Raw genomic sequence first — 25,057 nt, 5'->3', positions numbered from 1 at the left:
ACAGCGCAGATCCAAGGTCCTCAACCCCTGCTTTTGCTATAAGATAACCCCCCTCGAATTCGTGCCCTGCCTTGCCCCGGAGCTCCCCATGACGGCCCCAGCCGACCTCTCGCCTACCCTTGAACTGGCCTGCGACCTGATTCGCCGTCCGTCGGTAACCCCGCTGGACTTCGATTGCCAGAAACAGATGATGCAGCGCCTGGGCGATGCCGGTTTCATGCTCGAACCGATGCGGATCGAAGACGTCGACAACTTCTGGGCCACCCATGGCACCCAGGACGGTCCCGTGCTGTGCTTCGCCGGCCACACCGACGTAGTCCCGACCGGCCCGGTGCAAGCCTGGCAGAACGATCCGTTCGACGCCCTGATCGATGCCGATGGCATGCTCTGCGGGCGTGGCGCTGCCGACATGAAGGGCAGCCTGGCGGCCATGGTGGTGGCCACCGAGCGCTTCGTCGCCGACTATCCCAACCATCGCGGCAAGGTCGCCTTCCTGATCACCAGCGATGAAGAAGGCCCGGCCCACCACGGCACCAAGGCCGTGGTCGAGCGCCTGGCAGCACGCAACGAGCGCCTGGACTGGTGCATCGTCGGCGAGCCATCGAGCACCAGCCTGGTCGGTGACGTGGTCAAGAACGGCCGTCGCGGCTCACTCGGCGCCAAGCTCACCGTGCGCGGCGTACAGGGCCATGTGGCCTACCCGCACCTGGCGAAGAACCCGATCCACCTGGCCACTCCGGCCCTGGCGGAACTGGCTGCCGAGCACTGGGACGAAGGCAACGCGTTCTTCCCGCCGACCAGCTTCCAGATCTCCAACCTCAACTCCGGCACCGGCGCCACCAACGTGGTGCCGGGCGAGCTGACCGCACTGTTCAACTTCCGCTTCTCTACCGAATCGACGGTCGAAGGCCTGCAGCAGCGAGTTGCCGCCATCCTCGACAAGCACCAGCTGGATTGGCACGTGGACTGGGCCTTGTCGGGCCTGCCGTTCCTCACCGAGCCGGGCGACCTGCTCGACGCCGTATCGGCGAGCATCAAGGCGGTCACCGGCCGTGAAACCAAGGCGTCGACCAGCGGCGGCACCTCCGACGGGCGCTTCATCGCCACCCTCGGCACCCAGGTGGTCGAGCTGGGCCCGGTCAACGCCACCATTCACCAGGTCAACGAGCGGATCCTGGCCAGCGACCTCGACGTGCTGACCGAAATCTACTACCAGACCCTGACCCGGTTGCTTGCCTGATGCTCACCTGCCCAATCTGCAGCGCCGCGCTGAGCACCCTCGACAATGGCGTGGCCTGCCCGGCCGGCCACCGTTTCGACCGTGCCCGACAGGGTTACCTGAACCTGTTGCCGGTGCAGCACAAGAACAGCCGTGACCCGGGCGACAACCAGGCCATGGTCGAGGCCCGCCGCGACTTTCTCAACGCCGGGCATTACGCCCCGGTAGCCCGGCGCCTGGCCGAGCTTGCCGCTGAACGCGCACCGGCACGCTGGCTGGATATCGGCTGTGGCGAGGGTTACTACACCGCGCAGATCGCCGCAGCGCTGCCCGAGGCCGACGGTTATGCCCTGGACATCTCCCGCGAAGCGGTCAAGCGTGCCTGCAAGCGCAACCCGGCGCTGACCTGGCTGGTGGCGAGCATGGCCCGGGTGCCGCTGGCCGATGCCAGTTGCCAGTTCCTGGCCAGTGTCTTCAGCCCGCTGGACTGGCAGGAAGCCCTGCGCCTGCTGAGCCCCGGCGGCGGCCTGATGCGCGTCGGCCCGACCAACGAGCACCTGATCGAGTTGCGCCACAAGCTCTACGATGAAGTGCGCGACTACGCCGACGACAAACACCTGGCACTGGTGCCAGCGGGCATGCAGCACGCCCATAGCGAAACCCTGAAATTCCGCCTCAGCCTTGCCGATAGCAAGGCCCGCGCCGACCTGCTGGCCATGACCCCGCATGGTTGGCGCGCCAGCGCCGATAAACGCGCGCGCGTCATCGACCAGGCCGAGCCTTTCGAGGTCACGGTATCGATGCGTTACGATTACTTTGTGCGCCAAGACTGAGCGCACCCGGAGCCCCTATGCGCCAACCCGATATCGAGATTTACCTGAAAGACGCCGACGTCGACCACAAGCAGATCGCCGCCTGGCTCACCGAGGCACTCGGCCCGTGCAGCGACTGGCAGCAGAAAGGCCAGACCTACAAGTGCAAGGCCGGTAACATTCCAGTTACCTGGTTACCGAAGGCTGTGGGCAAATGGAACAGTCTTTACCTGGAAAGCGACCAGACGCCGTGGGACGACGACATCGCCTGCGCGCGCGCCGCCTTTGCCGCGCTGAGCGTCGAAGTGCGCTGCGCGCCGGGCACCTGGGTCGAGGAAGAAGGTGAAGAGGATGCCGATCGCTGGATCCGCATCAGTGCCGACGGTGAAGAGGAAATCACCTGGCGTACCAACTGAAATTGCTTCTTCGAAAAGGCCCGCCCCGGTTGTCCGGCGGCGGGCCTTTTCGCTTGTGGGCCCAGGCTCGAGGCTTGTGGCCCGGCGCTTACAGCCCGACTACGTCTTCTGCCTGCAGGCCTTTCTGGCCCTGAGTCAGATTGTATTCGACCTGCTGCCCCTCAAGCAGGGTGCGATGACCCTCCCCGCGGATGGCACGGTAGTGAACAAACACGTCCGCGCCACCTTCACGCTGAATGAAGCCGTAACCTTTGGCGTCATTGAACCACTTTACACTTCCAGTCTCACGAGACGACATCTGAACTACTCCGGATTTTTATTTTGGAATCGCCTGGCATGCAGAGAGGTCACGGCCCCCTGCCGACGCAGCTTGCACAAATCTCTTGCAAGCGGCGGACCGAGTATATGACACACTTAAATTAATTTTCATGACCGGGGCGCTTTTTGCTGAACTTGCGCAGATACGGCACACTAACCGACTGAGCAATCACTCGAAAATCTCATCCAGAGCACACACCGTATGACCCGTTCCCCCCTGCGCCGCCTGATCTTCGGCGCCCTGCGTCGCCTGTTGTACCTGTGGGTTCGCTCCGAGACCATCAACCAGTCGTCCTTCACCCTGAACCTGGATCGCAGCCGGCCGGTGTTCTACGCCCTGCAGTCGCCGTCGCTCACCGACCTTGCCGTGCTCGACCGCGAATGCACCAAAGCCGGGCTGCCACGCCCGGTGTTGCCCACCGCCGTTGGCACCCTGCAAGAGCCCGCAGCATTCTTCTACTTGACCCCGGAGCCCGACTGGCTCGGCCGCCAGGACAAGCGCGGCGCCCCGCCAACCCTGGCGCGGCTGGTCAACGCCATCAGCCAGCATGCCGAGGAAGACGCGCAGATCATTCCGGTCAGCGTGTTCTGGGGCCAGTCGCCGGCCAGTGAATCCAGCCCCTGGAAGCTGCTGTTCGCCGACAGTTGGGCGGTTACCGGGCGCCTGCGCCGGTTGCTCACCGTACTGATCCTCGGGCGCAAGACCCGCGTACAGTTCTCGGCACCGATTCACCTGCGCGAACTGGTGCAGCACAACAAAGGTCACGAGCGCACCGTGCGCATGGCCCAGCGCCTGCTGCGCGTGCACTTTCGCAACCTCAAGTCCGCCGTCATCGGCCCGGACATTTCCCACCGCCGTAACCTGGTCAAGGGCCTGGTGCACGACCCGCTGGTGCGCCAGGCCATCGCCGATGAGGCCGAGCGCGAAAAGATCCCGCTGGCAAAAGCCGAGGCCCAGGCCCTGCGCTACGGCAACGAGATCGCCTCGGATTACACCTATACCGCCATCCGCTTCCTCGAAGTGGTGCTGAGCTGGTTTTGGAACAAGATCTACGACGGCATCAAGGTCAACCACATCGAGCAGGTGCAGGGCATCGCCCCGGGCCACGAAGTCATCTACGTGCCGTGCCACCGCAGCCATATCGACTACCTGCTGCTGTCCTACCTGCTGTTTCGCAACGGCCTGACCCCGCCGCACATCGCCGCCGGGATCAACCTCAACATGCCGGTGATCGGCGGCCTGCTGCGCCGTGGCGGGGCGTTCTTCATGCGCCGTACCTTCAAGGGCAACCCGCTGTACACCGCGGTGTTCAACGAGTACCTGCACACCCTGTTCACCAAGGGCTTCCCGGTCGAGTACTTCGTCGAAGGCGGCCGCTCGCGCACCGGGCGCATGCTGCAGCCAAAAACCGGCATGCTCGCCATTACCTTGCGCAGCTACCTGCGCTCATCGCGCACCCCGATCGTCTTCGTGCCGGTGTACATCGGTTATGAACGGGTGCTCGAAGGCCGCACCTACCTGGGCGAACTGCGCGGGGCGAGCAAGAAGAAAGAATCGATCTTCGACATCTTCAAGGTCATCGGCGCGCTCAAGCAGCGCTTCGGCCAGGTGGCGGTCAACTTCGGCGAGCCGATCCGCCTCGGCGCCTTCCTCGACCAGCAGCAACCCGGCTGGCGCGAGCAGGAGCACGGCCCGCAGTTCCGCCCGGCCTGGCTCAACGAAACCACCTCGCGCCTGGGCGAGAAAGTCGCCCGGCACCTGAACGAGGCAGCGGCGATCAACCCGGTCAATCTGGTGGCCCTGGCGCTGCTTTCCACCAGCCGCCTGGCCCTGGACGAACGCGCCCTGACCCGCGTGCTGGACCTGTACCTGGCGCTGTTGCGCAAGGTGCCCTACTCGCCGCACACCACGCTGCCTGAAGGCGATGGCCTGGCACTGATCAGCCACGTCAAGGGCATGGACCTGCTGGCCGAACAGAGCGATGCACTGGGCAAGATTCTTTACCTGGACGAGCAGAACGCCGTCCTGATGACCTATTACCGCAACAACGTGCTGCATATTTTCGCCCTGCCGGCCTTGCTGGCGAGCTTCTTCCAGAGCAGCTCGCGAATGAGCCGCGAGCTGATCCTGCAGTACACCCGGGCGCTGTACCCGTACCTGCAATCGGAGCTGTTCATTCGCTGGGAGCTGGATGAGCTGGACGCGGTCATCGACCAGTGGCTGGAGGCCTTCGTCGAGCAAGGCCTGCTGCGCTTTGAAAACGGCGTGTACCTGCGCCCGGCGCCGAGTTCGCGGCAGTTCGTGCTGCTGACCCTGCTGGCCCGGGCCATCACCCAGACCCTGCAGCGTTTCTACATGGCCACCGCCCTGCTGCTCAACAGCGGCCAGCACACCCTGAGCGCCGAAGAGCTGGAAGACCTCTGCGTGATCATGGCCCAGCGCCTGTCGATCCTGCACGGCCTGAATGCACCGGAGTTCTTCGACAAAACCCTGTTCCGCCACTTCATCCAGACCCAGATCGAGCAAGGCGTACTGCGTCCGGATACCAATGGCAAACTCGGTTACCACGAAAAACTCAGTGAACTGGCCGAAGGCGCAGCCAAGCGCGTGCTGTCGGCGGAAATACGCCTGTCGATCCGCCAGGTGGCCCTGCAGCGCAGTGAAGAGGCCACCGAAACCGCGGCATAGGCCATACTGGCCAGTGTCTTTGGAGCAACACGAATCAAACCGCCGGGCGACCGCAACCGCGGCGCCGGCGCTAAGGAGCTACTGATGAAAAAACTGTCCCTGATCCTTCTTGGCAGCCTGCTGGCCGCGTGCAGCAGCACCCCTGAAGCGTCCAAGGCCAGCCTTGATGGCGAAGTCTTCTACCTGCAGCGCATTGCCCTGCCGCCTGCCGCCACCCTGAGCGTCGCCCTGCAGGACGTGTCGCTGATGGACGCTCCCGCCGTTACCCTGGCCAGCCAGAGCGGCCCGGTCAAAGGCAATGTGCCGCTGCCCTTTCACCTGAGCTACGACCCGGCCCAGGTCAAGCCCGGCCACCGTTATGCAGTCAGCGCGCGGATCGAACTGGATGGCAAGCTGCTGTTCATCAACACCGAACACCACGGCGTTCAGCTTGATGGCAACGACCCGCAACCGGTGCGTATCAAGGTCGATGCCGTTCGTTGATTGATTGTTCTGCCCTTCGCATAAGGATGCTGCCATGTTTCGCCCAGCTCTAACCTTTACCGGCCTGTGCGCCGGCCTGCTGCTGTCGGCAAGCGCCCTGGCGCTGTCGCTCGGCGACCTCTCGCAAAAAGATGCCTCCACTGGCCTGAAGGACGCCCTGACCCAGGGCGCCCAGGTGGCGGTGAAACAACTGGGCACCCCCGGTGGTTTCAACAATAACCCGGATGTGCGTATCGAGTTGCCGGGCAACCTTGGCAAAGCCGCCAAGAAGATGAAGGCGTTCGGCATGGGTGCCCAGGTCGAGCAACTGGAAACCAGTATGAACAAGGCCGCTGAAGCTGCCGTGCCGCAGGCCCAGGCGCTGCTGGTCGATGCCGTGAAGAAGATGACCGTGGAAGATGCCAAGGGCATCCTCAGCGGCGGCAACGACTCGGCCACCCAGTACCTGAGCAAGACCAGCCGCGAGCAGATTCGCGCCAAGTTCCTGCCGATCGTCAAGAAGGCTACCGACCAGGTCGGCCTGGCCCAGCAATACAACAGCTTCGCTGGGCAAGCGGCGACACTGGGCGTGCTGGATGCCAAGAATGCCAACGTCGAAGGCTATGTAACCGAGCAGGCGCTCAACGGCCTGTTCGAGATGATTGCCAAGCAGGAAGAAACCATCCGCCAGAACCCGGCTGCTGCGGCTACCAGCATTGCCAAGAAGGTGTTTGGCGCGCTTTGAGCCTCTCGCTCCAAAGGGCTGCTTGCGCAGCCCATCGCCGGCAAGGCCGGCTCCCACAATAGATCTGTGTCACCGCCCTCAGGCTTTCTTGACCCTGAACCACGCCGCATACAAGGCCGGCAGGAACAACAGCGTCAACGCCGTCGCCACGATCAACCCCCCCATGATCGCCACCGCCATCGGCCCGAAGAACACGCTGCGTGACAGCGGGATCATCGCCAGCACCGCCGCCAGGGCGGTCAGCACGATCGGCCGGAAGCGCCTTACCGTCGCCTCGATAATCGCCTGCCAGCGGTCCAGCCCGGCAGCGATGTCCTGTTCGATCTGGTCGACCAGGATCACCGAGTTGCGCATGATCATCCCCGACAGGGCAATGGTCCCGAGCATGGCGACAAAGCCGAACGGCTGGCGGAACACCAGCAGGAACAGGGTTACGCCAATCAGCCCCAGCGGTGCGGTGAGGAACACCATCACCGTGCGCGAGAAGCTGCGCAATTGCAGCATCAGCAGGGTCAGCACCACAACGATGAACAGCGGTACCCCGGCGTTCACCGACTTCTGCCCGCGGGTAGAGTCTTCCACCGTGCCGCCTACCTCTAGCAGATAGCCATCGGGCAGTTCTGCACGCACCGGGTCCAGGGTCGGCAGGATCTGCTTGACCAGGGTAACCGGTTGCTCTTTGCCGTAGATGTCGGCGCGCACGGTGACATTGGGCAGACGGTTGCGGTGCCAGATCACGCCTTCTTCAAAGCCGTATTCCAGGGTTGCCACCTGCGACAGCGCCACACTGCGGCCATTGTCGGTAGGCACCGCCAGGCTTGGCAGGTTGGCAAGCTCGCTGCGCTCCTGCTGGGTACCGCGCAGGAGGATCTCGATCAGCTCGTTGTCCTCACGGAACTGGCTGACCGCAGAGCCGGTCAGCGAGCTTTGCAGAAACTTCGCCAGGTTCGCCGTGCTCACTCCCAGGGCGCGGGCGCGGTCCTGGTCGATGTTCAGGTAAACCACCTTGCTCGGCTCTTCCCAGTCGAGGTGGACGTTGACCACATGGGGGTTCTCGCGCACCTTGGCCGCCACTTTGCGGGCCAGGGCGCGGACTTGCTCGATATGCTCGCCGGTGACCCGGAACTGCACCGGGTAGCCCACGGGCGGGCCGTTTTCCAGGCGCGTGACCCGCGAACGCAGGTCGGGGAATTGTTCATCGAGGGTGGCGATCAGCCAGCTGCGCAGTTGTTCACGCTCCTCGATGGTTTTCGCCAGCACGACGAACTGGGCGAAACTTGGCGCTGGCAGTTGCTGGTCCAATGGCAGGTAGAAGCGTGGCGAACCCGTGCCCACATAGGCTACATAGTTGTCGATGCCGGCGCGTTCCTTGAGCAGCGCTTCCAGACGCTTGACCTGCTCGGCGGTATTACTCAGCGAGGCGCCTTCGGCCAGCTTCAGGTCAACCATCAGCTCCAGGCGCCCGGAAGCCGGGAAGAACTGCTGGGGCACGAAGCGGAACAACAAAATACTGCCGATAAACAGGGCGATAGTCGCCACGATCACCGTCTTGCGCCGCTCCACGCACCAGCCGACCAGGCGCCGCACGCGCTGGTAGAACGGTGTGCCATACGGATCTGGCCCACCTTCGGCAGTGCCATGCTTGGCCGCGTGCAGCTTGGCCAGGTCCGGCAGCAGGCGCTCGCCCAGATAGGGCACGAACACCACCGCGGCAATCCACGAAGCGAGCAAGGCGATGGTTACCACCTGGAAGATCGAACGGGTGTATTCGCCCGTTCCGGACTGCGCGGTGGCAATCGGCAGGAAGCCGGCGGCGGTGATCAGGGTGCCGGTCAGCATTGGGAAGGCGGTGCTGGTCCAGGCATAACTGGCCGCCTTGAGCCGGTCGAAACCCTGCTCCATCTTGATTGCCATCATCTCCACGGCAATGATGGCGTCATCCACCAGCAGGCCCAGGGCCAGCACCAGCGCGCCGAGGGAGATCTTGTGCAGGCCGATACCGAAGTAGTACATGGCGGCAAAGGTCATCGCCAGTACCAGCGGAATGGCCAGGGCCACCACCAGGCCGGTGCGCATCCCCAAGGAGAAGAAACTCACCAGCAAGACGATGGCCAGGGCCTCTACCAACACCTGGACGAACTCGCCAACGCCGGTCTTCACCGCTGCCGGCTGATCGGACACCTTGCGCAGCTCCATGCCGGCCGGCAGATTGTGGGCGATGCGGGCGAACTCGGTTTCCAGGGCCTTGCCCAGCACCAGGATATCGCCGCCGGCCTTCATCGATACCGCCAGGCCGATGGCATCTTCGCCCATGAAGCGCATGCGCGGTGCGGGCGGATCATTGAAGCCTCGGCGCACATCGGCGACATCGCCAATACGGAAGGTGCGGTCACCGACCCGGATCGGGAACTGCTGGATCTGCTCGACCGTGGTGAAGCGCCCGCTGACCCGCAACTGCAGGCGCTCGGATGGAGTCTCGAAGAAACCCGCGGTGCTCACCGCGTTCTGCTCTTCCAGCGCCTGCTGCACCGCTGCCAGGGGCAGGCCGAGGGTGGCCAGCTTGAGGTTGGACAGCTCGATCCAGATCTTCTCGTCCTGCAGGCCAAGCAGCTCGACCTTGCCGACGTCCTTGACCCGCTGCAACTGAATCTGCACCCGGTCGGCGTAGTCCTTGAGCACGGCGTAGTCGAAGCCATCACCGGTCAGCGCGTAGATGTTGCCGAAGGTGGTGCCGAATTCATCGTTGAAGAACGGCCCCTGAATACCCTGGGGCAAGGTGTGCCGGATATCGGCGACCTTCTTGCGGATCTGGTACCAAAGCTCGGGGATGTCGGCCGAATGCATCGAATCGCGGGCCATGAAGGTGACCTGCGATTCACCGGGCCGTGAGAACGAGACGATCCTCTCGTACTCGCCGGTTTCCATCAGCTTCTTTTCGATGCGCTCGGTCACCTGGCGCGAGACTTCCTCGGCGCTGGCACCAGGCCAGATGGTGCGAATGACCATGGCCTTGAAGGTAAAGGGCGGGTCTTCGCTCTGCCCCAGTTTGGTGTAGGACAGCGCGCCGACCACGGCCAGCAGAATCATCAGGAACAGCACGATCTGCCGATTGCGCAGGGCCCAGGCGGAAAGGTTGAAACCCATCGGGACTTACTCCTTGGCCGCCAGATTCACCACACGATTGGACCGATCCACCGGACGTACCTGCTGCCCCTCCTGGAGCACATGCACGCCGGCCGCCACCACCCAGTCCGAGGCATTCAGGCCTTCAAGCACCGGCACGCTGTTTTCACCGTAGGCACCGACCCGTACCGGCACGCGCTTGAGGGTGTTGTTGGCATCGACACGCCAGACATAGGTCTGGCCGTTCTCTGCGGTCAGCGCCGAGAGCGGCACCGCCAGCGGAATCTGCTCGGCGTGCTGGATGAACACCCGGGCACTCTGGCCAAGCTCGGCCGGCACCTTGCCGGCGGTAAAGGCGATGCGCGCCGCAAAGGTTCGCGAGCGTGGATCGGCCGAAGGTGACAGCTCACGAATACGGCCATTGAAGCGTTGATCCCGTTGCGACCAGAGCTCCACCGACACCGGCTGGCCGACCTTGAAGCGCCCGAAGTTCTGCTCCGGCAGGCCGATCAGCACTTCACGCTCGCCATCGGTGGCCAGGGTGAACACCGTCTGGCCAGCGGACACCACCTGCCCCACTTCGACCTGGCGCTTGGCAATCACACCATCCTGAGAGGCCCGCAGCACAGCGTATTCCGCCTGGTTGCCGGCGACGTCGAACTCGGCGCGCACCTGTTTGAGCCGGGCCAGGCCCGCGCGGTAAAGGTTTTCAGCATTGTCATATTGCGAACGGCTGACCATCTGCCGGTCGAGCAGGGTCTTGTAGCGGTCGCGCTCGGCCTTGACCAGGCTCAGGTTGGCTTCGGCGGCGGCCAGTTGGGCACGGCTGGCTTCCAGTTGCAGGCGCACATCCTGGGGGTCGAGCTCGGCCAGCGCCTGCTCGGCCTTGACCCGCTGCCCCTCCTCGACCAGGCGCTTGCTGACCTTGCCGCCGATGCGGAAGGCCAGCTCCGGTTCGAAGCGCGCCCGCACCTCGCCAGGGTAGCTGTCGGCAGCGGCGCTGGCCGGCTGCGGCTGTACCACCATGGCCGGACGAAGGGAAGTCTGCGGTGCGCTTTCCTGCCCGCAGGCAGCAAGCAACAGCACAAGACTGACGGGCAAAGCGAGGGGCAAGGCAAGGCGCAACATGATGAATGACCTTTCGCGAATGGCGCTTTGAATATTTATACTGACGGGTATATTAAATCAGGGAGCCGGACCGGGGAAGCAGGCGTCCGAGAGAAATCCCATATTTATGCCGGGAGCAGCGCGTCGATATTTGCCCGCCGAAAGACCGGTCGCGATGTACCATGTGCACTTACTGGAATATGTATCTTTTCACTCATGCCCAAAGTCACCGCTCCTACCGGCCCCGGCCGGCCCAAGGACCTGGCAAAACGCCAGGCCATTCTCGAAGCAGCCAAGGCGCTGTTTCTAACCCTTGGCTATGCCAACACCAGCATGGATGCGGTCGCGACAGCGGCAGGTGTGTCAAAACTCACGGTCTACAGCCACTTCACCGACAAGGAAACGCTGTTCTCCTCGGCGGTGGTCGCCACCTGCACGGCGCAGCTGCCCGAACTGATCTTCGAGCTGCCTGAAGGCGTGCCGCTGGAGCAGGTATTGGTGAAGATCGGCCGCGGCTTTCAGGCGCTGATCAGCAGCGACCTGTCGGTCAAGTTGCACCGCTTGATCATGGCCTTGGGTAATCAGGACCCAAAGCTCAGCCAGATCTTCTTCGAGGCCGGCCCGTTGCGGGTCCTGCACGAGATGGAGGCGCTGTTGCGCCAGGCGGATGCGCGCGGGTTGCTGTGCATCGAGCTGCCGGCCAACGCCGCCGAGCACTTCTTCTGCCTGCTCAAGGGTGCGGCCAACTTCCGCTTGTTGCTCGGCTATGCCCCGGCGCTGGATGCCGAGGCCGCCGAGGCCCATGTCCAGGAAGTGGTGGCGCTGTTCATGCGCGCCTACCGGCCTTAAGGCTTGAGGGCTTTTTTCGGGTAGATGTCGTAGCGGCTGGATTTGCCTTCCAGGCTGTGGCTGGGCTTGGGGCCGTCGATGATCGGCGCCTTGCGCGGGCGCTTGACCACCACCCGGTGGCTGGCCAGGGCCAGGGCGGCTTCGAGCAGCGCCGGCGCATCGAGGTCGTCACCGACCAGCGGGCGGAACACGCGCATTTCCTTTTTCACCAGGGCGCTCTTGTCGCGGTGCGGGAACATCGGGTCAAGGTAGATCACCTGCGGCGGCTCGCCTTGCCAGTTGCGCATGTGCTCAATGGCATTGCCGCTGAGCAGATGCATACGCGCGACGATCGGGCCGACCTCGGCGTCGCTGCGGGCGCGGGCCAGGCCATCTGCGAGCAAGGCGGCGACCAGCGGCTGGCGCTCGATCAGGGTCATCTGGCAGCCCAGGCTTGCCAGCACGAAGGCGTCCTTGCCCAGCCCCGCCGTGGCGTCGAGCACCTGCGGGCGTACGCCCTGGGCGATACCCACGGCCTTGGCGATCATCTGCCCGCTACCGCCACCGAACACCCGCCGGTGGGCCGCCGCGCCTTCGACGAAATCCACCCGCACCGGCCCTGGCGCTTGCGGGCCCAGTTGCTGGATCTGCAGGCCATCGGCGCCGACCTGCACGGCAAAGCCTGCGTTGTCATCGCTCAGCGGCAGCTCCAGGCGCTGCGCCCACTCGGCAGCCAGGGCCTGATAATCGGCCGTCAATGCCTCGACCCGGATGCCGCCGTCCGCCAGTTGCTCCACCATCAAATCCTGTACTCAAAAAAATTAAATGATCGTCGGCCACGGCCGATATACGAAGTATTCGCTATTTTGCCAGACCAGAACGCTCTGCGACTGCCATGACCGACATTCTTCAGCTCAACTCAGGTTATATCTCGCCCGTCGGCGACTATGGCCGGCACAATACCCAGGCATTGGGTGGTGTCAGCCACCTGTGGCAGGATTTTTTTGCCCGCGCCCTGGCTGAGCAGCAAGGTGAAGACGGCGCGACCGAGGCCGTGGCCGCCGAGCAGTTCGACAAGGTCACTGGCGAGCCGCTGGGCGGCAGCCAGGTGCTGGCGCAGATTCACAGCCAGCGTCTGTGCGATGTGCATGACACCGAACTGGCCCCGCCTGAGGCACTGTTCCTGCCCATCGCCGAGCTGGAGCCTGAACTGCTGGAAAAACTCGCCCCGCCGTTCAGCGCCGCCGAACTGATCGAGCAGCAACGCCAGCTGGATATCAGCAACACCTGGGTACGCCCGGTGGTCATGAGCCAAGGCCACCCGCTCCCGGAACCAGGCCCGGCGCCACAGGCCAAGCCGCTGTACCTGCCGATTGCCGAGTTCGAGATGGACCTGCTGGACAAGGCGCCCGAGCCTTTCGACGAAGCCACCATGGCCGTGCAGCAATCGCAGCTGGACTTCGACAATCGCTGGGCACGCCCGGTGGTGCTGAACAACGTACGCATCGCCGCCTGAGCCTCAGCGGCAGATTTGCCAGAAGCCCATATCCAGATGAAAGTGATTGCGGTGCGCGGCGTTGTAGTCGGGCCCCAGCACCGTGTTGAAACTGTCGCAGGCACTGGCGTGCAGATCCTTTAGAAACTTCGCTTTGACCCCCTCCCCCGGCCAGTCCTTGAGCAACTGGATGCGCTGCCCGTCGGCCAGGCGAAAGCCGGCGATGTCCAGGGCGTTGGCCGTGGCATGCTGGCTGAGGCGACCATTCTTGCGGTTGTACATGTTGCGACAGGCGAAGCTGCCCAGGTGATCGACCTGCACCACCGGCTGGGCAAAGGCGCGCTGCGCCGCCGGCTGCAGGGCATGGCGCTCGAACAGCGCGTAGGCCACCGCCAGCGGGCAACTGGCGAGAAAGCTGCTGCTCAGGCGCACCGACGAGCCCTCGACCCGCAGCACGTTTTCCAATGGGCAGGGCGCATTGGCCGGGCTGTCGGCCTGCTTGCGGTAACGCAAATTCGAAGTCGCCAGCGCCTGTTCGCACAGCTGCGGATCATCCTGCAGGCGGCCCAGCTTGTACGGTGTAAGCAGGTTCGGCGGCTCGCGCACATCGAGTGCCGCCCAGGGGTTCCAGGCATCCGGCAGGCGCCACCCCAGGCGCCAGGCAGCCACGGATACAGCAATCAATATCAGGCACAGCACGACGAGCAATCCTTTGCGCATGGGCGATCAGCGCCTGAACAACTGGTTGAGCTGGTCGAATGACAACGCCTGGTCGGCATAGTCAAAACGGCCTTGATCGTGAATCCGTTGCGCGGCGTTGAAGAACGCCCCATAGGCCGCCCGCGCCAGCGACGAACCGACGCTGATGCGCTTGACGCCCAGGGCCTGGACATCGCCAAAACTCAGCTGCACGCCGCTCAGGCCCATCAGCACGTTGACCGGTTTGGGCGCCACCGCCAGCACTACCCGACGGATCTCTTCAGCCGTACGCAGGCCCGGCGCATAGAGCACATCGGCACCGGCTTCGGCGAAGGCCTGCAGGCGGGCAATGGTGTCGTCCAGGTCGATGCGTCCATGCAGCAGGTTTTCAGCACGGGCGCAGAGCATGAACGGGAAGTCCAGGCTACGGGCAGCGGCGACGGCCGCCTCGACCCGCTCAACCGCGTGATGGAAGCTGTAGATCGGCTCGTCGGCGTTGCCGCTGGCATCCTCGATTGAGCCACCCACCAGACCGACGGCGGCGCCCTGCAGGATCGCCTCGGCGCAACCCTTGGGATCGTCGCTGAAACCGTTCTCCAGGTCGGCGGCCACCGGTAATGCCGTGGCATCGACAACAGAGCGCGCATTCGCCAAGGTTTCATCCAGGGTCATCGCCCCTTCGGCGTCCGGACGCCCCAGGGAGAACGCCAGGCCAGCGCTGGTGGTGGCCAGCGCCTCGAAGCCGAGGCTGGCCAGCAGCTTGGCGGAACCGGCATCCCAGGGGTTGGGGATGACGAAGGCGCCATCGCGCTCATGCAGGGCTTTGAAGGCTTCGGCACGCAGGGTTTGCACATCCATGATCACGACTCCCGGGCAGGCGGCAGGACGCGTTCAGAGCAGACCAAGTTGTTCGGCTTCTGGCGTCCTGTCCAGTTCAGGCAAGGCCGCAAGCCCCGGCAGGCGTTCCATCAGGCCCTGATGGAAACGCCGGGCCAGGGCGGCGGCCAGGCGGTTGTCGGCAGTATGCAGGAAAACATAGGGGCTGCGCCCCTCCTCGATCCAGGCCGCGACCTTGTCCAGCCAGGGCAGCAGGAACGGCTCGTTGGCGGCAAGCTCAGGGTGGCCGATGAAGCGGATCTGCGGGTGCTGGGTGAACGCGGTCGGGCGTGGCGGCACGCGCGGCTTTTTCGACTGGGCGTGGAGCACTTCGGGGCTGCGCGCGGTGCAACTGAACAAGGCCCGGGGATCAAGGCAGATACGCTCCACGCCTCGCTCGAGCAGCAAGCGGTTGAGCAAGCGCTCCTCATCGCCCTTGCTGAAGAACGCCGCGTTGCGCACCTCTACCGCAATCGGTACACCGACCTCATCAAGGAAAGTCACCAGCTCGCCCAGCCGCGCCGGGCCGAAGGTTGCCGGCAGCTGCAGCCAATACGGCGCAACGCGTGCACCGAGAGGCTTGAGCAATTCGATGAAGGACTGAGCGGCGGCCAGTTGACCGTGCAGGTCACCGCCGTGGCTGATATCGCCGGGGAACTTGGCAGTAAAACGAAAATGCGCGGGCATCACTTGCGCCCACCGCTCGATAGTCGCTGGTGCCGGGCGGGCATAAAAGGTGGTGTTGCCTTCTACGGCATTGAAAACCTGGCTGTAGAGCCCGAGAAAGTCGCCGGTTCTGGCGTCCGCCGGGTACAGGTACTCGCGCCAGGCGTTTTCACTCCAGGACGGACAACCGACAAAATAGGGAAGCGTGGACAGACTCATCCATCAAATGTACAGGTCCAGCCCCAGTACTTCCATCTCCCAGTCAACGAAACCGGCAGTGGTCAGGTAGCTGGCCAGGGCATGGGCGGTGCGCTTGTTGCGCGCCCGCGGGAAGATCATGTCCTGGGGCCGTGCCGGCAGGCCACCGGTGCGCGCCTGGCCTTGGCTGGCGCTGGCTTGCGGCTGCACTTCGAACTCGCCCGGCAGATCCTCGTCTTCCACGTCATCGCTGCGCACCGGCGCTTTGCGCGGGGCACGCTTGATGGGGTAGGACTGCGAGGAAAAACCGTCGATACGCATGGCGATTACTCAAGAGCAATGATGGCAATTTAGCAGCATCGTTGATCCTTCGCTAATGCCCGATTGATAACTGGACCACAGTTCGGGCAAAAGGTTTTACTTGGCCTGAGAATAGTCGACGAGTTGCACTCAGCGCGCTTTCGGCGTGGCCACTTTGTCGCGCAGGTACACAGGCTGCGCAAGGTCCGCGGCAATGGCCTCGCCACGCTGCCAGGCGAAGGTCGCCAGGCTCAGCAGGTCCTGGGCATGGGGCAGCAGGCTGGCATCCTGAGCGTTGACCTTGACCGCCAGGCGCTCGGCATAGCCCCAGCCGGTGCCTGCACCGAACCAGTCGCCGCTGGCGCCCGCCGGCAGTGCGACCTGCTCTGGCGGCAACACCGCTTCATTGCCCTGCAGGCGCATTTCGCCGTCGACGTTCCGATAGCAGCCCCAGTACACCTCGTCCATGCGCGCATCGATTGCCGCCGCCACCTGCTGCACACCCTGCTCGCGCATGGCGCGCTGGGCCAGCACTGCCAGGTTGGACACCGGCAGCACCGGACGCTCCAGGGCAAAGGCCAGGCCCTGGACCACACCGATGGCAATACGCACGCCGGTAAAGGCGCCCGGGCCACGGCCAAAGGCGATGGCATCGACCTGCTGCAGGGTGACACCGGCGTCGGCCAGCAACTGCTGGATCATCGGCAGCAGCTTCTGCGCGTGCAGGCGTGGAATCACCTCATAGTGGCTGGAAACCTTGCCGTCATGCAGCAAGGCAACGGAGCAGGCTTCAGTGGCGGTATCGAGGGCCAGCAAGGTGGTCATCGGAGAATCCAGGGGCAAGAAAAAAGAGCGGCATTATAAACAACAACGGCCCGCAAGCGGGCCGTTGTCTGCACTACCGAGCGTCGATCAGCTCAGTGCGGCCAGGACCTTGGCGGTGATCGCATCTACCGAGCCCACGCCTTCGATATGGCTGTACTTCGGCTTGCCGCCATTGGCAGCCGAGAGCTTCTGGTAGAAGTCCACCAGTGGCTTGGTCTGGTCGTGGTAGACCGACAGGCGATGACGCACGGTTTCTTCGGTGTCGTCTTTACGCTGTACCAGCGGCTCGCCGGTTTCGTCGTCCTTGCCTTCAACCTTTGGCGGGTTGTAGACCACGTGGTAGACGCGGCCCGAACCTTCGTGCACACGGCGGCCAGCGATACGCTGAACGATTTCTTCGTCTTCGACGGCAATTTCGACCACGGCATCCAGCTCGACGCCGGCAGTCACCAAAGCTTCAGCCTGAGGAATGGTGCGCGGGAAACCGTCGAACAGGAAGCCATTTGCACAGTCAGCCTGGGCAATGCGGTCCTTGACCAGGTTGATGATCAGCTCGTCGGAGACCAGCTTGCCAGCGTCCATGATTGCCTTGGCTTCCAGGCCCAGCGCAGTGCCGGCCTTGACTGCGGCGCGCAGCATGTCGCCAGTGGAAATCTGTGGAATACCGAACTTCTCGGTGATGAACTTTGCCTGAGTACCTTTACCGGCCCCGGGAGCTCCCAGCAGAATTACGCGCATCTCGTGCTCCTCATTTTTTTGTAAGCAAATCAGTGGGTTTGCCACGCAGGGCCAATCCCGGAATTTGGGTGATGATCGTAATTTCGATCAAAAGGCTGCTCAAGATACACAGCGCCCGCAAGCCACACAAGCGGTCGAAAGTCGGAAAAACCCACGCACGGTGGCCACTTGAAGCACAGGTTGCGCCGGGCGCAACCTGTTGCTTTACAAGCATTCTGCCCTTCTTGGGTAGACGATCGGCAGGCCGGATTTTTAACTCAGCCAGTATTGCGCAAGCCTGCCGCGATGCCGGCCACGGTGACCAGCAAGGCCTGTTCCAACGGGCTATCCAGAGCGGCTTCACGCCCGCGCGAGCGCGCCAGCAGTTCAGCCTGCAATAGATGCAGCGGGTCCAGATAGGTGTTGCGCAGGCGGATGAATTCCAGGGTCTCGGGGCTGTGCGCCAGTAGCACCGGCTGCCCGGTCAACCCCAGCACCACCTGGCACGCCTGCGACAATAGGTCGCGCAAATGTGCACCCAAAGGTCGCAGTTCTGGTTGCACTAGACGTTCGTCGTAGGAGCGGGCGATGTCGGCGTCGGCCTTGGCCAGGACCATCTCCAGCATGTCGATGCGTGTGCGGAAAAACGGCCACTGCTCGCGCATCTCGGCCAGCAACGGCCCCTGGCCGCGAGCCAGAGCGTTGTTCAGTGCCGCTTCCCAGCCAAGCCAGGCCGGCAGCATCAGGCGGGTCTGGGTCCAGCCGAAAATCCACGGGATCGCCCGCAGGCTTTCGATGCCGCCGGCGCGACGCTTGGCCGGGCGGCTGCCCAGCGGCAGGCGGCCGAGTTCCTGTTCGGGGGTGGACTGACGGAAGTATTCGACGAACTCGGGGTTGTCGCGCACTACGCCGCGGTAGGCCTTGACGCCGTCGGCAGCCAACTGGTCCATCAGCGCGCGCCAGGCCGGTTGTGGCGGCGGCGGTGGCAGCAAGGTCGCTTCCAGCACCGCGGCCAGGTAGAGGTTGAGGTTCTGCTCGGCGATGTCCGGCAAGCCGAACTTGAAGCGGATCATCTCGCCCTGCTCGGTGGTACGGAAGCGCCCGGCTACCGAGCCCGGTGGCTGCGACAGGATCGCCGCGTGGGCCGGGCCGCCACCGCGGCCAACGGTGCCGCCACGGCCGTGGAACAGCAGCAGTTCGACCTGCTGTTCGCGGCAGATGCGCACCAGGGTTTCCTGGGCGCGGTACTGGGCCCAGGCCGCGGCCGTGGTGCCAGCATCCTTGGCCGAATCGGAATAGCCGATCATCACTTCCTGCGGGCCGTGCAACCCGGCGCGGTAACCCGGCAGGCCGAGCAGGCGTTCCATCACCGGGCCGGCGTTGTCCAGGTCGGCGAGGGTTTCGAACAACGGCACCACGCGCATCGGCCGCAGCACGCCGGCTTCCTTGAGCAGCAACTGCACGGCCAGCACGTCGGAAGCGGCGCCGGCCATGGAGATCACATAAGAGCCCAGCGAGGCTGCTGGCGCTGCGGCAATCTCGCGGCACGTGGCGAGCACTTCGGCGGTGTCGGCCTGGGGCTTGAAGTAGCTTGGCAACAGCGGGCGACGGCTGTTGAGTTCCTGCTGCAGGAAGGCAACGCGCGCGTCTTCATCCCACTCGGCATAGCGGCCAAGGCCCAGGTATTCGGTGATTTCGCTCAGCGCCGAGGTGTGCCGGGCGGCGTCCTGACGCACATCAAGGCGCACCAGGAACAGGCCGAAGGTCACTGCCCGACGCAGGCAATCGAGCAGCGGGCCATCGGCAATCACGCCCATGCCACAGGCATGCAGCGATTCGAAGCACAGCTGCAGGGGTTCGAACAGGTCGCGGTTGTCCTGTAGCACCTCGGGTGCAGGGGCCTGCGCGGTGGTCAGCGAGGCTTGGGCCCAGGCGCGAGTGACCCGCAAGCGCTCACGCAACTGCTTGAGCAAGGTGCGATAAGGTTCGGCCGACTCGCCTACCTTGGCCCTGAGCGCTTCGCTGGCCTGCTGCATCGACAGCTCGGCGGCCAGGGCATCGATATCACGCAAGAACAGGTCAGCGGCCATCCAGCGCGCCAGCAACAGCACTTCACGGGTGACCGGCGCGGTGACATTGGGATTGCCATCACGGTCGCCGCCCATCCACGAGGCAAAGCGGATCGGCGCTGCCTCCAGTGGCAGGCGCAGGCCGGTGGCTTGGTGCAGGGCCATGTCGACCTTGCGCAAATGGTGCGGGACCGCCTGCCACAGCGAATGCTCGATCACCGCAAAGCCCCATTTGGCTTCGTCCACCGGGGTCGGTCGGGTACGGCGGATTTCTTCGGTGTGCCAGGCTTCGGCGATCAGGCGCTGCAGGCGCTCGCGGATCTGCTCGCGCTCGGCGGGGATCAGGTCGCGGTGATCCTGGGCAGCCAGTTGCGCGGCAATCGCGTCGTACTTCTGGATCAAGGTGCGCCGGGCCACTTCAGTCGGGTGGGCGGTCAGCACCAGTTCGATGCTCAGCTTGCCCAATTGCCGGGCCAGGGCATCGTCGCTGTGGCCGGCGGCCTTGAGCCGCGCCAGCAACTCGGGCAGCACACGGGCTTCGAAAGGTTCGGGCTGGCCGGCGTCACGGCGGCGAATCAATTGATACTGCTCGGCGATGTTGGCCAGGTTGAGAAACTGGTTAAAAGCCCGGGCCACCGGCAGCAGCTCGTCTTCAGCCAGATCATTGAGGGTCGAGCTCAGTTGCTCGGCACCGCCACTGCGGTCGGCCTTGGCACTACGGCGAATGTCCTCGATGGTCTGCAAAAACGCTTCGCCGTGCTGCTCGCGCACGGTGTCGCCCAACAACTCGCCCAACAAATGAACATCTTCACGCAAGCGCACATCGATATCAGTCATCAGCCCTGTCTCCGGCATTCGGGAAAACCGCTCTGGGACCAGAGTGCCCCAGTACCGGCCGAGCTTCAAGGCAGAGCCCGGGCTGAACTACGCTCAACACAGGCACACAGGAGAACATCATGAAAATCCGTGATCTTGCCCAGCATTGGGAACAGCACGCCAAAGGCTCGCTGAGCCCCACCGGCCATGTCCTGCACCTGGACATGGAAGCGGCGGCGCGCCTGGCAGCCCTGGCCGAGATGTACCCCAAGCGCCGGCCCGAAGAACTGCTCGGCGAACTGCTGGGGGCAGCGCTTGAAGAGCTGGAAGCGAGCTTCCCGTATATCCAGGGCTCGCAGGTGATTGCCACCGATGAAGAGGGGGATCCGCTCTATGAGGACATCGGCCCGACCCCGCGTTTTCTTGCGTTGTCACGCCGCTACCTGCACGAAATGAGCAACGCCAAAGATGCCGGCAACCCTTGATTGACCCCGCCTTCACCCGCGTTCCGAGCGCCCGCGCAGGCGCTCGCGTACCGCAGGCATGCCTGGAAGTTCAACGAAAAACCCACTGACCGATCAGTCAGAAAAAACCGCGAACACGCGGTATTTTTTTCTGAACTATTCAAAAAACGCTTCGGTCACAGCCAATAGCCATCACGGCAAAACCCTCTCAGAACCGGGTGAGAGCAGTCCCCGAAGCTGACGGGTCGCGCCGATGGACTGTTACGGAATTCGTTGTTCATCAGGAGTGATCCAATGGAGTTGACCACCATGAAGACCCGCACCGCAAACACCTCATCCACCCATCTGCGCGGGCTCAAGCTGGCCGCGCTGGCACTGGGCAGCAGCCTGGTCCTGGTCGGCTGTGCCGGCAACCCACCCACCGAGCAGTACGCAGTGACGCAATCGGCGGTCAATTCCGCTGTCAGCGCCGGCGGTACCGAGTTCGCCGCCGTCGAAATGAAGGCCGCGCAGGACAAGCTGAAACAGGCGGAAATCGCCATGCACGACAAGCAGTACGACGACGCCAAGCGCCTGGCCGAACAGGCCGAGTGGGACGCCCGCGTCGCCGAGCGCAAGGCCCAGGCCGCCAAGGCCGAGAAAGCCGTACAGGATGCCCGCCAGGGCGTTCAGGACCTGCGTGAGGAAGGCATGCGCAGCGTCGAATGACGCCCGCCCGCCGACCCGTGCATTCGTAATCGATCAAAGGATGAACCATTATGCGTAAACACGTGATGATCCCAGCCCTTCTGGCCCTGAGCGTTGGCCTGGCCGCCTGCTCGACGCAGCCGAACGCCAACCTGGAATCGGCCCGGACCAACTTCTCTGCCCTGCAGAGCAACCCGCAGGCCGCCAAGGTCGCGGCCCTTGAAACCAAAGACGCCCAGGACTGGCTGAACAAGGCCGACAAGGCCTACATGGACAAGGAAGACCAGAAGAAGGTCGACCAGCTCGCCTACCTGACCAACCAACGGGTGGAAGTGGCCAAGCAGACCATTGCCCTGCGTACCGCCGAAGGCAACCTGAAAAACGCTGCCGCCCAGCGTGCCCAGGCCCGCCTTGATGCCCGCGATGCGCAGATCAAGAAGCTGCAGGACAGCCTCAACGCCAAACAGACCGACCGTGGCACCCTGGTGACCTTCGGTGACGTGCTGTTCGACTTTGACAAGGCCACCCTCAAGAGCAGCGCCTACCCGAACATCACCAAGCTGGCGCAGTTCCTCCAGGAGAACCCTGACCGCAAGGTGATCGTCGAGGGCTACACCGACAGCAAAGGCAGCGCCAACTACAACCAGACGCTGTCCGAGCGTCGCGCAGCTTCGGTGCGCGCGGCGCTGGTACGCGCCGGGGTAGATCCTGCGCGCATCGTCGCCCAGGGTTATGGCAAGGAATATCCGGTTGCCGAGAACACCAGCAACTCGGGCCGCGCCCAGAACCGTCGGGTGGAAGTGACCATTTCCAACGACAACCAGCCGGTGGCACCGCGCTCGGTGAGCCAGCTGAATTGATGGTTGCTGAGCAGTAACAAGAATCCCGCCGAGTCTGGCGGGATTTTTGTTTGTGTTGCCGGCCTCATCGCTGGCAAGGCCAGCTCCCACAAATGGATCTGTATACGCCGCCCAACCTGTGGGAGCCGGCCTTGCCGGCGATTGGGCTGCAAAGCAGCCCCGGGGCTTACTGGATTTCTTGCGGGGTCTCCTGCCCCAGGCAGCGCACGGCCTGCTTCTTGTTGTTCACCAACACGCCAGTCAGGCCCTTCTGCGCGGTATCGAACATCACCAGCACGCCATCAACGCATTGCGCCACCTGGCTGGCCGGCTGCAGGGAGATCTTGTAGTCCTCGCCCGGTATGGTCTTGAGCATGGTGAAGTCGGACAGCAGCAAGGCATCCTCCGGCTTGGCGAAATGCAGGTAACCGTAGTACCACAGGGCCGCGACGGTACCGATGATGCTGCAGACACCGGTAATGATCAGCGGGATGGCGTTGCGTTCTTCACTCATTGCGACTTCTCGTCAGGGTAATTGGGGACTTCGGCCAGGCGCCGCAGCCCGTTGAAACGACTCGGGTCGTCCAGAAAGCGCAACATGACCTGGCGCCAGGTCTTGTCGGCAAAGGTCTGCACATGCCCGCCACGGGTTAGCTGCAACACCCTCGGTGGTGGCGCAGCCTGATACAACTGGATGCCGTTGGCCAGCGGCACGATGGGGTCGTCGATGCTGTGAAAGAACAGCTTGGGCGGCGTTTTGATCCGCGCAATCGAATGGATCGCACTGTCGCCATCAGGCACCAGCCACGACAACGGCACCTGCAACGGCCAGGTCATCCAGGAATTGCTCAAGGCAAACCGCCCGACCTGGCGATAGCTGGCCGGCACGCCATCGAAGACCATGGCCTTGAAGCGCTCGGCCTGGCGGGGATGCTCGGCCAGGTAATGGATGGCCATCGAGCCGCCCAGGCTCTGGCCCAGCAGGATCTGTGGCTTGCCCTGCACCTCGGGCGCCTTGTCCAGCCAGTCCAGCGCCGCGGCGATGTCCTGGTAGACCTCGGGCAGCTCCGGCTTGCCCTCGGACAGGCCATAGCCGCGGTAGTCGAGCAACAGCACCTGATAGCCCTGCTCCGGCAACCACCAACTGCCGCCCAGGTGCCAGGCCAGGTTGCCGCCATTGCCATGCAGGTGCAGCACTGTGCCCTTGACCTCGACACCGGGCTTGGCCGGCAGCCACCAGCCGTGCAGGCGGGTGCCGTCGGCCGCGGTCAGGGTGACGTCACGGTATTGAAGCTTGGCTTTCTCGGGGGTGAACGGCTGGCCAGGCTCGGGATAGAACAACAGCGAACTGCAGCCGCCCAGACTCAGCAGCACCAGCAGCAGGCCCAGGGGCCTGCGCCATACCTCAGAGAATGTTCGAGTAATCGGCTTCAATCCGGTCCAGGCTCAGGTGGTTGAGAAAGTTGGAGAAACACATCCAGGCCGACAGCGCGTTGAGGTCGCGGAACTGCTCCGGCAGGTACTTGGGCGGTTCCACCAGGCCTTCGTCGACCAGTTGGCGCAGGGTGCGCATGTCTTCAAGGGTGGTCTTGCCGCAGAACAACAAGGGGATCTGTTCGAGCTTGCCCTTGCGCACGGCCAACTGAATATAGTTGTAAACCATGATAAAGCCCTTGAGGTAGGACAAGTCCTTGGTAAACGGCAGGCCGTTCGGGACCGATCCGCGGAACACCCGGCTGGCGTTGCCATAGCTTTCGGCCATCTCGAAGCCCTGGGCACGGAAGAACTCGTAGACCTGCATGAAGTCGGCGCCCTCCTCGACCATATGGATGGCCCGGGTACGGTTGGTCAGCTTGCGCAGGCGGCTGGGGTACGAGGCGAAGGCGATCACCTCCATGAGGATCGCCAGGCCTTCCTGGGTCACGGTCGATGAGGGCGGGCCCTTGGCCAGGAAGGTGCAGATCGGCTGGTTGAGACCGTTCAGGGTGGTGCCGACGTGCACCAGGCCTTCGTGAACCTCCAGCGCACGCACGTCGCGGCTGTTGAACATGGCGTCGGCGCGGATCTTGATGTAGTCGGCGCCGGCAGCGGCGTCGGCGACGATACCGTCGGACTCGAATACGCGAATGGTGTCTTCAGCCTCGTTGAACACCTTGTTCAGGCGGCCCTGGAGCATCTCCACCGCCTGCTTGGCGGTGAGGTTCTTCGGCTCGTCCTTGAGGTCGCCACGGCCGTCGATGTTGTTCAGGTAGTCCGAGAGCATCAGGCCCAGGTCGGCCAGGGTCGGGTCACCGGCATGGAAGGCATCGGAGGCGGCGCCATACAGCTCCTGGGAGATCAGCCCGAAATCCTCTGTGCCGCGCGCCTCGAGCATGCGCACCACCATGCGGTATTCCTTGCACATGCGCCGCATGATCTGCCCGACCGGGTTGAACTGGCCGAGCTGGCGGGTGATGTCGCGTTCGATGTTCTGGAACTCGAGCTTGACCGCGGCGGAGTCGAACGACAGCGGCCGGCCCTGGTAATAGGCGCGGTCTACCGCTGGCGGCTCCTTGCCCTTGCTCTTGAGGAAACCCTGGCGGATGTTGTCGTCCCACTTCACCGCATCGAGCACGCGAATGGGCGTTTGCGCCAGGACAATGCGATCAGACAGGGCGCGTATCGTCTGCTGGTACTCGTCCACCCTA

The 25,057-nt window shown here is 63.8% G+C and carries 25 protein-coding genes; 11 read left to right on the top strand and 14 right to left on the bottom strand.

The genetic code is table 11. The annotated features are described in order from the left end of the window. The first annotated feature begins 88 nt into the window (after nucleotides 1–88). From dapE to LOY45_RS05695, 3 genes are read left to right on the top strand one after another with little or no spacing between them, the layout of a single operon-like run. A complete protein-coding gene (dapE, locus tag LOY45_RS05705) occupies nucleotides 89–1,240 on the top strand; it encodes a succinyl-diaminopimelate desuccinylase (RefSeq protein ID WP_115088398.1) in 1,152 nt (383 codons plus the stop codon). After that, nucleotides 1,240–2,052 carry a putative RNA methyltransferase gene (locus LOY45_RS05700; protein ID WP_115088399.1) on the top strand — a complete coding sequence of 271 codons (813 nt, stop codon included), beginning with the start codon at nucleotides 1,240–1,242 and terminating at the stop codon, nucleotides 2,050–2,052. The genes dapE and LOY45_RS05700 overlap by 1 nt, the downstream gene beginning before the upstream one ends. 17 nt (nucleotides 2,053–2,069) lie before the next feature. Next, nucleotides 2,070–2,447 carry a hypothetical protein gene (locus LOY45_RS05695; RefSeq protein WP_115088400.1) on the top strand — a complete coding sequence of 126 codons (378 nt, stop codon included), beginning with the start codon at nucleotides 2,070–2,072 and terminating at the stop codon, nucleotides 2,445–2,447. Nucleotides 2,448–2,535: 88 nt separating this feature from the next. Here LOY45_RS05695 and LOY45_RS05690 read toward each other — a convergent pair whose 3' ends face one another. Next, entirely contained in the window at nucleotides 2,536–2,745 is a 210-nt protein-coding gene (locus tag LOY45_RS05690) for a cold-shock protein (protein ID WP_038996759.1), read from the bottom strand. Between the two features lie 222 nt (nucleotides 2,746–2,967). Here LOY45_RS05690 and plsB point away from each other — a divergent pair, with 222 nt between their 5' ends. From plsB to LOY45_RS05675, 3 genes are all read left to right on the top strand, one after another. Next, entirely contained in the window at nucleotides 2,968–5,454 is a 2,487-nt protein-coding gene (gene plsB, locus LOY45_RS05685; RefSeq protein ID WP_134064022.1) for a glycerol-3-phosphate 1-O-acyltransferase PlsB, read from the top strand. An 84-nt stretch (nucleotides 5,455–5,538) separates the two neighbouring features. Then, nucleotides 5,539–5,937: a YbaY family lipoprotein gene (locus tag LOY45_RS05680; RefSeq protein ID WP_010224875.1), complete on the top strand. Its 399-nt coding sequence runs from the start codon at nucleotides 5,539–5,541 to the stop codon at nucleotides 5,935–5,937. Nucleotides 5,938–5,971: 34 nt separating this feature from the next. After that, entirely contained in the window at nucleotides 5,972–6,661 is a 690-nt protein-coding gene (locus LOY45_RS05675; protein ID WP_258578854.1) for a DUF4197 domain-containing protein, read from the top strand. Between the two features lie 78 nt (nucleotides 6,662–6,739). Here the strand turns inward: LOY45_RS05675 and LOY45_RS05670 are convergent, their stop codons facing one another. Both LOY45_RS05670 and LOY45_RS05665 read right to left on the bottom strand, forming a co-directional pair. Next, entirely contained in the window at nucleotides 6,740–9,805 is a 3,066-nt protein-coding gene (locus tag LOY45_RS05670) for an efflux RND transporter permease subunit (protein WP_115088403.1), read from the bottom strand. Between the two features lie 6 nt (nucleotides 9,806–9,811). Further along, nucleotides 9,812–10,912 carry an efflux RND transporter periplasmic adaptor subunit gene (locus LOY45_RS05665; RefSeq protein WP_258578853.1) on the bottom strand — a complete coding sequence of 367 codons (1,101 nt, stop codon included), beginning with the start codon at nucleotides 10,910–10,912 and terminating at the stop codon, nucleotides 9,812–9,814. A gap of 195 nt (nucleotides 10,913–11,107) precedes the next feature. On the opposite strand from LOY45_RS05665, the gene LOY45_RS05660 reads away from it, so the two are divergent. Further along, entirely contained in the window at nucleotides 11,108–11,740 is a 633-nt protein-coding gene (locus LOY45_RS05660) for a TetR/AcrR family transcriptional regulator (protein ID WP_115088405.1), read from the top strand. On the opposite strand, the gene LOY45_RS05655 is transcribed toward LOY45_RS05660, so the two are convergent. Beyond that, nucleotides 11,737–12,519: a class I SAM-dependent methyltransferase gene (locus tag LOY45_RS05655; protein WP_258578852.1), complete on the bottom strand. Its 783-nt coding sequence runs from the start codon at nucleotides 12,517–12,519 to the stop codon at nucleotides 11,737–11,739. The genes LOY45_RS05660 and LOY45_RS05655 overlap by 4 nt on opposite strands. A 95-nt stretch (nucleotides 12,520–12,614) precedes the next feature. On the opposite strand from LOY45_RS05655, the gene LOY45_RS05650 reads away from it, so the two are divergent. Further along, nucleotides 12,615–13,235, top strand: a complete 621-nt coding sequence (locus tag LOY45_RS05650; RefSeq protein WP_115088407.1) for an energy transducer TonB — start codon at nucleotides 12,615–12,617, stop codon at nucleotides 13,233–13,235. Between the two features lie 3 nt (nucleotides 13,236–13,238). On the opposite strand, the gene LOY45_RS05645 is transcribed toward LOY45_RS05650, so the two are convergent. The 7 genes from LOY45_RS05645 to ppc form a co-directional block, all read right to left on the bottom strand. Next, nucleotides 13,239–13,934, bottom strand: a complete 696-nt coding sequence (locus tag LOY45_RS05645) for an extensin-like domain-containing protein (RefSeq protein WP_115088408.1) — start codon at nucleotides 13,932–13,934, stop codon at nucleotides 13,239–13,241. Nucleotides 13,935–13,940: 6 nt separating this feature from the next. Then, complete coding sequence (locus LOY45_RS05640) at nucleotides 13,941–14,771, bottom strand: isocitrate lyase/PEP mutase family protein (RefSeq protein ID WP_115088409.1); 831 nt, start codon at nucleotides 14,769–14,771, stop codon at nucleotides 13,941–13,943. Between the two features lie 33 nt (nucleotides 14,772–14,804). Then, nucleotides 14,805–15,674, bottom strand: coding sequence for a DUF72 domain-containing protein (locus LOY45_RS05635; protein WP_115088410.1), 870 nt, complete (start codon nucleotides 15,672–15,674; stop codon nucleotides 14,805–14,807). Nucleotides 15,675–15,677: 3 nt separating this feature from the next. Next, entirely contained in the window at nucleotides 15,678–15,974 is a 297-nt protein-coding gene (locus LOY45_RS05630; RefSeq protein WP_115088411.1) for a hypothetical protein, read from the bottom strand. A gap of 129 nt (nucleotides 15,975–16,103) precedes the next feature. Then, entirely contained in the window at nucleotides 16,104–16,778 is a 675-nt protein-coding gene (gene tsaB / locus LOY45_RS05625; RefSeq protein ID WP_134064028.1) for a tRNA (adenosine(37)-N6)-threonylcarbamoyltransferase complex dimerization subunit type 1 TsaB, read from the bottom strand. Between the two features lie 87 nt (nucleotides 16,779–16,865). Continuing rightward, the gene (gene adk / locus LOY45_RS05620) at nucleotides 16,866–17,516 is read right to left on the bottom strand and encodes an adenylate kinase (protein ID WP_134064030.1); all 651 of its coding nucleotides are present in this window, start codon (nucleotides 17,514–17,516) and stop codon (nucleotides 16,866–16,868) included. 257 nt (nucleotides 17,517–17,773) lie between these two features. Beyond that, nucleotides 17,774–20,401 carry a phosphoenolpyruvate carboxylase gene (gene ppc, locus LOY45_RS05615; protein ID WP_258578851.1) on the bottom strand — a complete coding sequence of 876 codons (2,628 nt, stop codon included), beginning with the start codon at nucleotides 20,399–20,401 and terminating at the stop codon, nucleotides 17,774–17,776. Between the two features lie 119 nt (nucleotides 20,402–20,520). Between ppc and LOY45_RS05610 the strand changes: the two genes are divergently transcribed. The 3 genes from LOY45_RS05610 (at nucleotide 20,521) to lptF (ending at nucleotide 22,391) form a co-directional block, all read left to right on the top strand. Next, nucleotides 20,521–20,865, top strand: coding sequence for a pilin assembly protein (locus tag LOY45_RS05610; protein WP_115088415.1), 345 nt, complete (start codon nucleotides 20,521–20,523; stop codon nucleotides 20,863–20,865). A 273-nt stretch (nucleotides 20,866–21,138) separates the two neighbouring features. Beyond that, the gene (locus LOY45_RS05605; protein WP_115088416.1) at nucleotides 21,139–21,552 is read left to right on the top strand and encodes a DUF4398 domain-containing protein; all 414 of its coding nucleotides are present in this window, start codon (nucleotides 21,139–21,141) and stop codon (nucleotides 21,550–21,552) included. Nucleotides 21,553–21,602: 50 nt separating this feature from the next. Next, nucleotides 21,603–22,391 (top strand): lipotoxin F family OmpA-related lipoprotein LptF, encoded by a 789-nt coding sequence (lptF, locus tag LOY45_RS05600; protein ID WP_258578850.1) that lies wholly within the window; start codon nucleotides 21,603–21,605, stop codon nucleotides 22,389–22,391. Between the two features lie 166 nt (nucleotides 22,392–22,557). Here the strand turns inward: lptF and LOY45_RS05595 are convergent, their stop codons facing one another. The 3 genes from LOY45_RS05595 to LOY45_RS05585 are packed head-to-tail and all read right to left on the bottom strand — an operon-like array spanning nucleotide 22,558 to nucleotide 25,053. Next, on the bottom strand, nucleotides 22,558–22,884 hold the full coding sequence (locus tag LOY45_RS05595; RefSeq protein ID WP_115088418.1) for a PA3694 family proteiin: 327 nt from the start codon (nucleotides 22,882–22,884) through the stop codon (nucleotides 22,558–22,560). Then, complete coding sequence (locus LOY45_RS05590) at nucleotides 22,881–23,804, bottom strand: alpha/beta hydrolase (protein WP_258578849.1); 924 nt, start codon at nucleotides 23,802–23,804, stop codon at nucleotides 22,881–22,883. Before LOY45_RS05590 ends, LOY45_RS05595 begins: the two co-directional genes overlap by 4 nt. Next, nucleotides 23,776–25,053, bottom strand: coding sequence for a flavohemoglobin expression-modulating QEGLA motif protein (locus LOY45_RS05585; protein ID WP_115088420.1), 1,278 nt, complete (start codon nucleotides 25,051–25,053; stop codon nucleotides 23,776–23,778). Before LOY45_RS05585 ends, LOY45_RS05590 begins: the two co-directional genes overlap by 29 nt. Between the last annotated feature and the right edge of the window lie 4 nt (nucleotides 25,054–25,057).

This window comes from Pseudomonas wadenswilerensis, assembly GCF_024749185.1.
GTDB classification, from domain to species: Bacteria; Pseudomonadota; Gammaproteobacteria; order Pseudomonadales; family Pseudomonadaceae; genus Aquipseudomonas; species Aquipseudomonas wadenswilerensis.
Note: the sequence above shows the minus strand (reverse complement) of the source record. Positions and strands in the feature narration are given on the sequence as shown.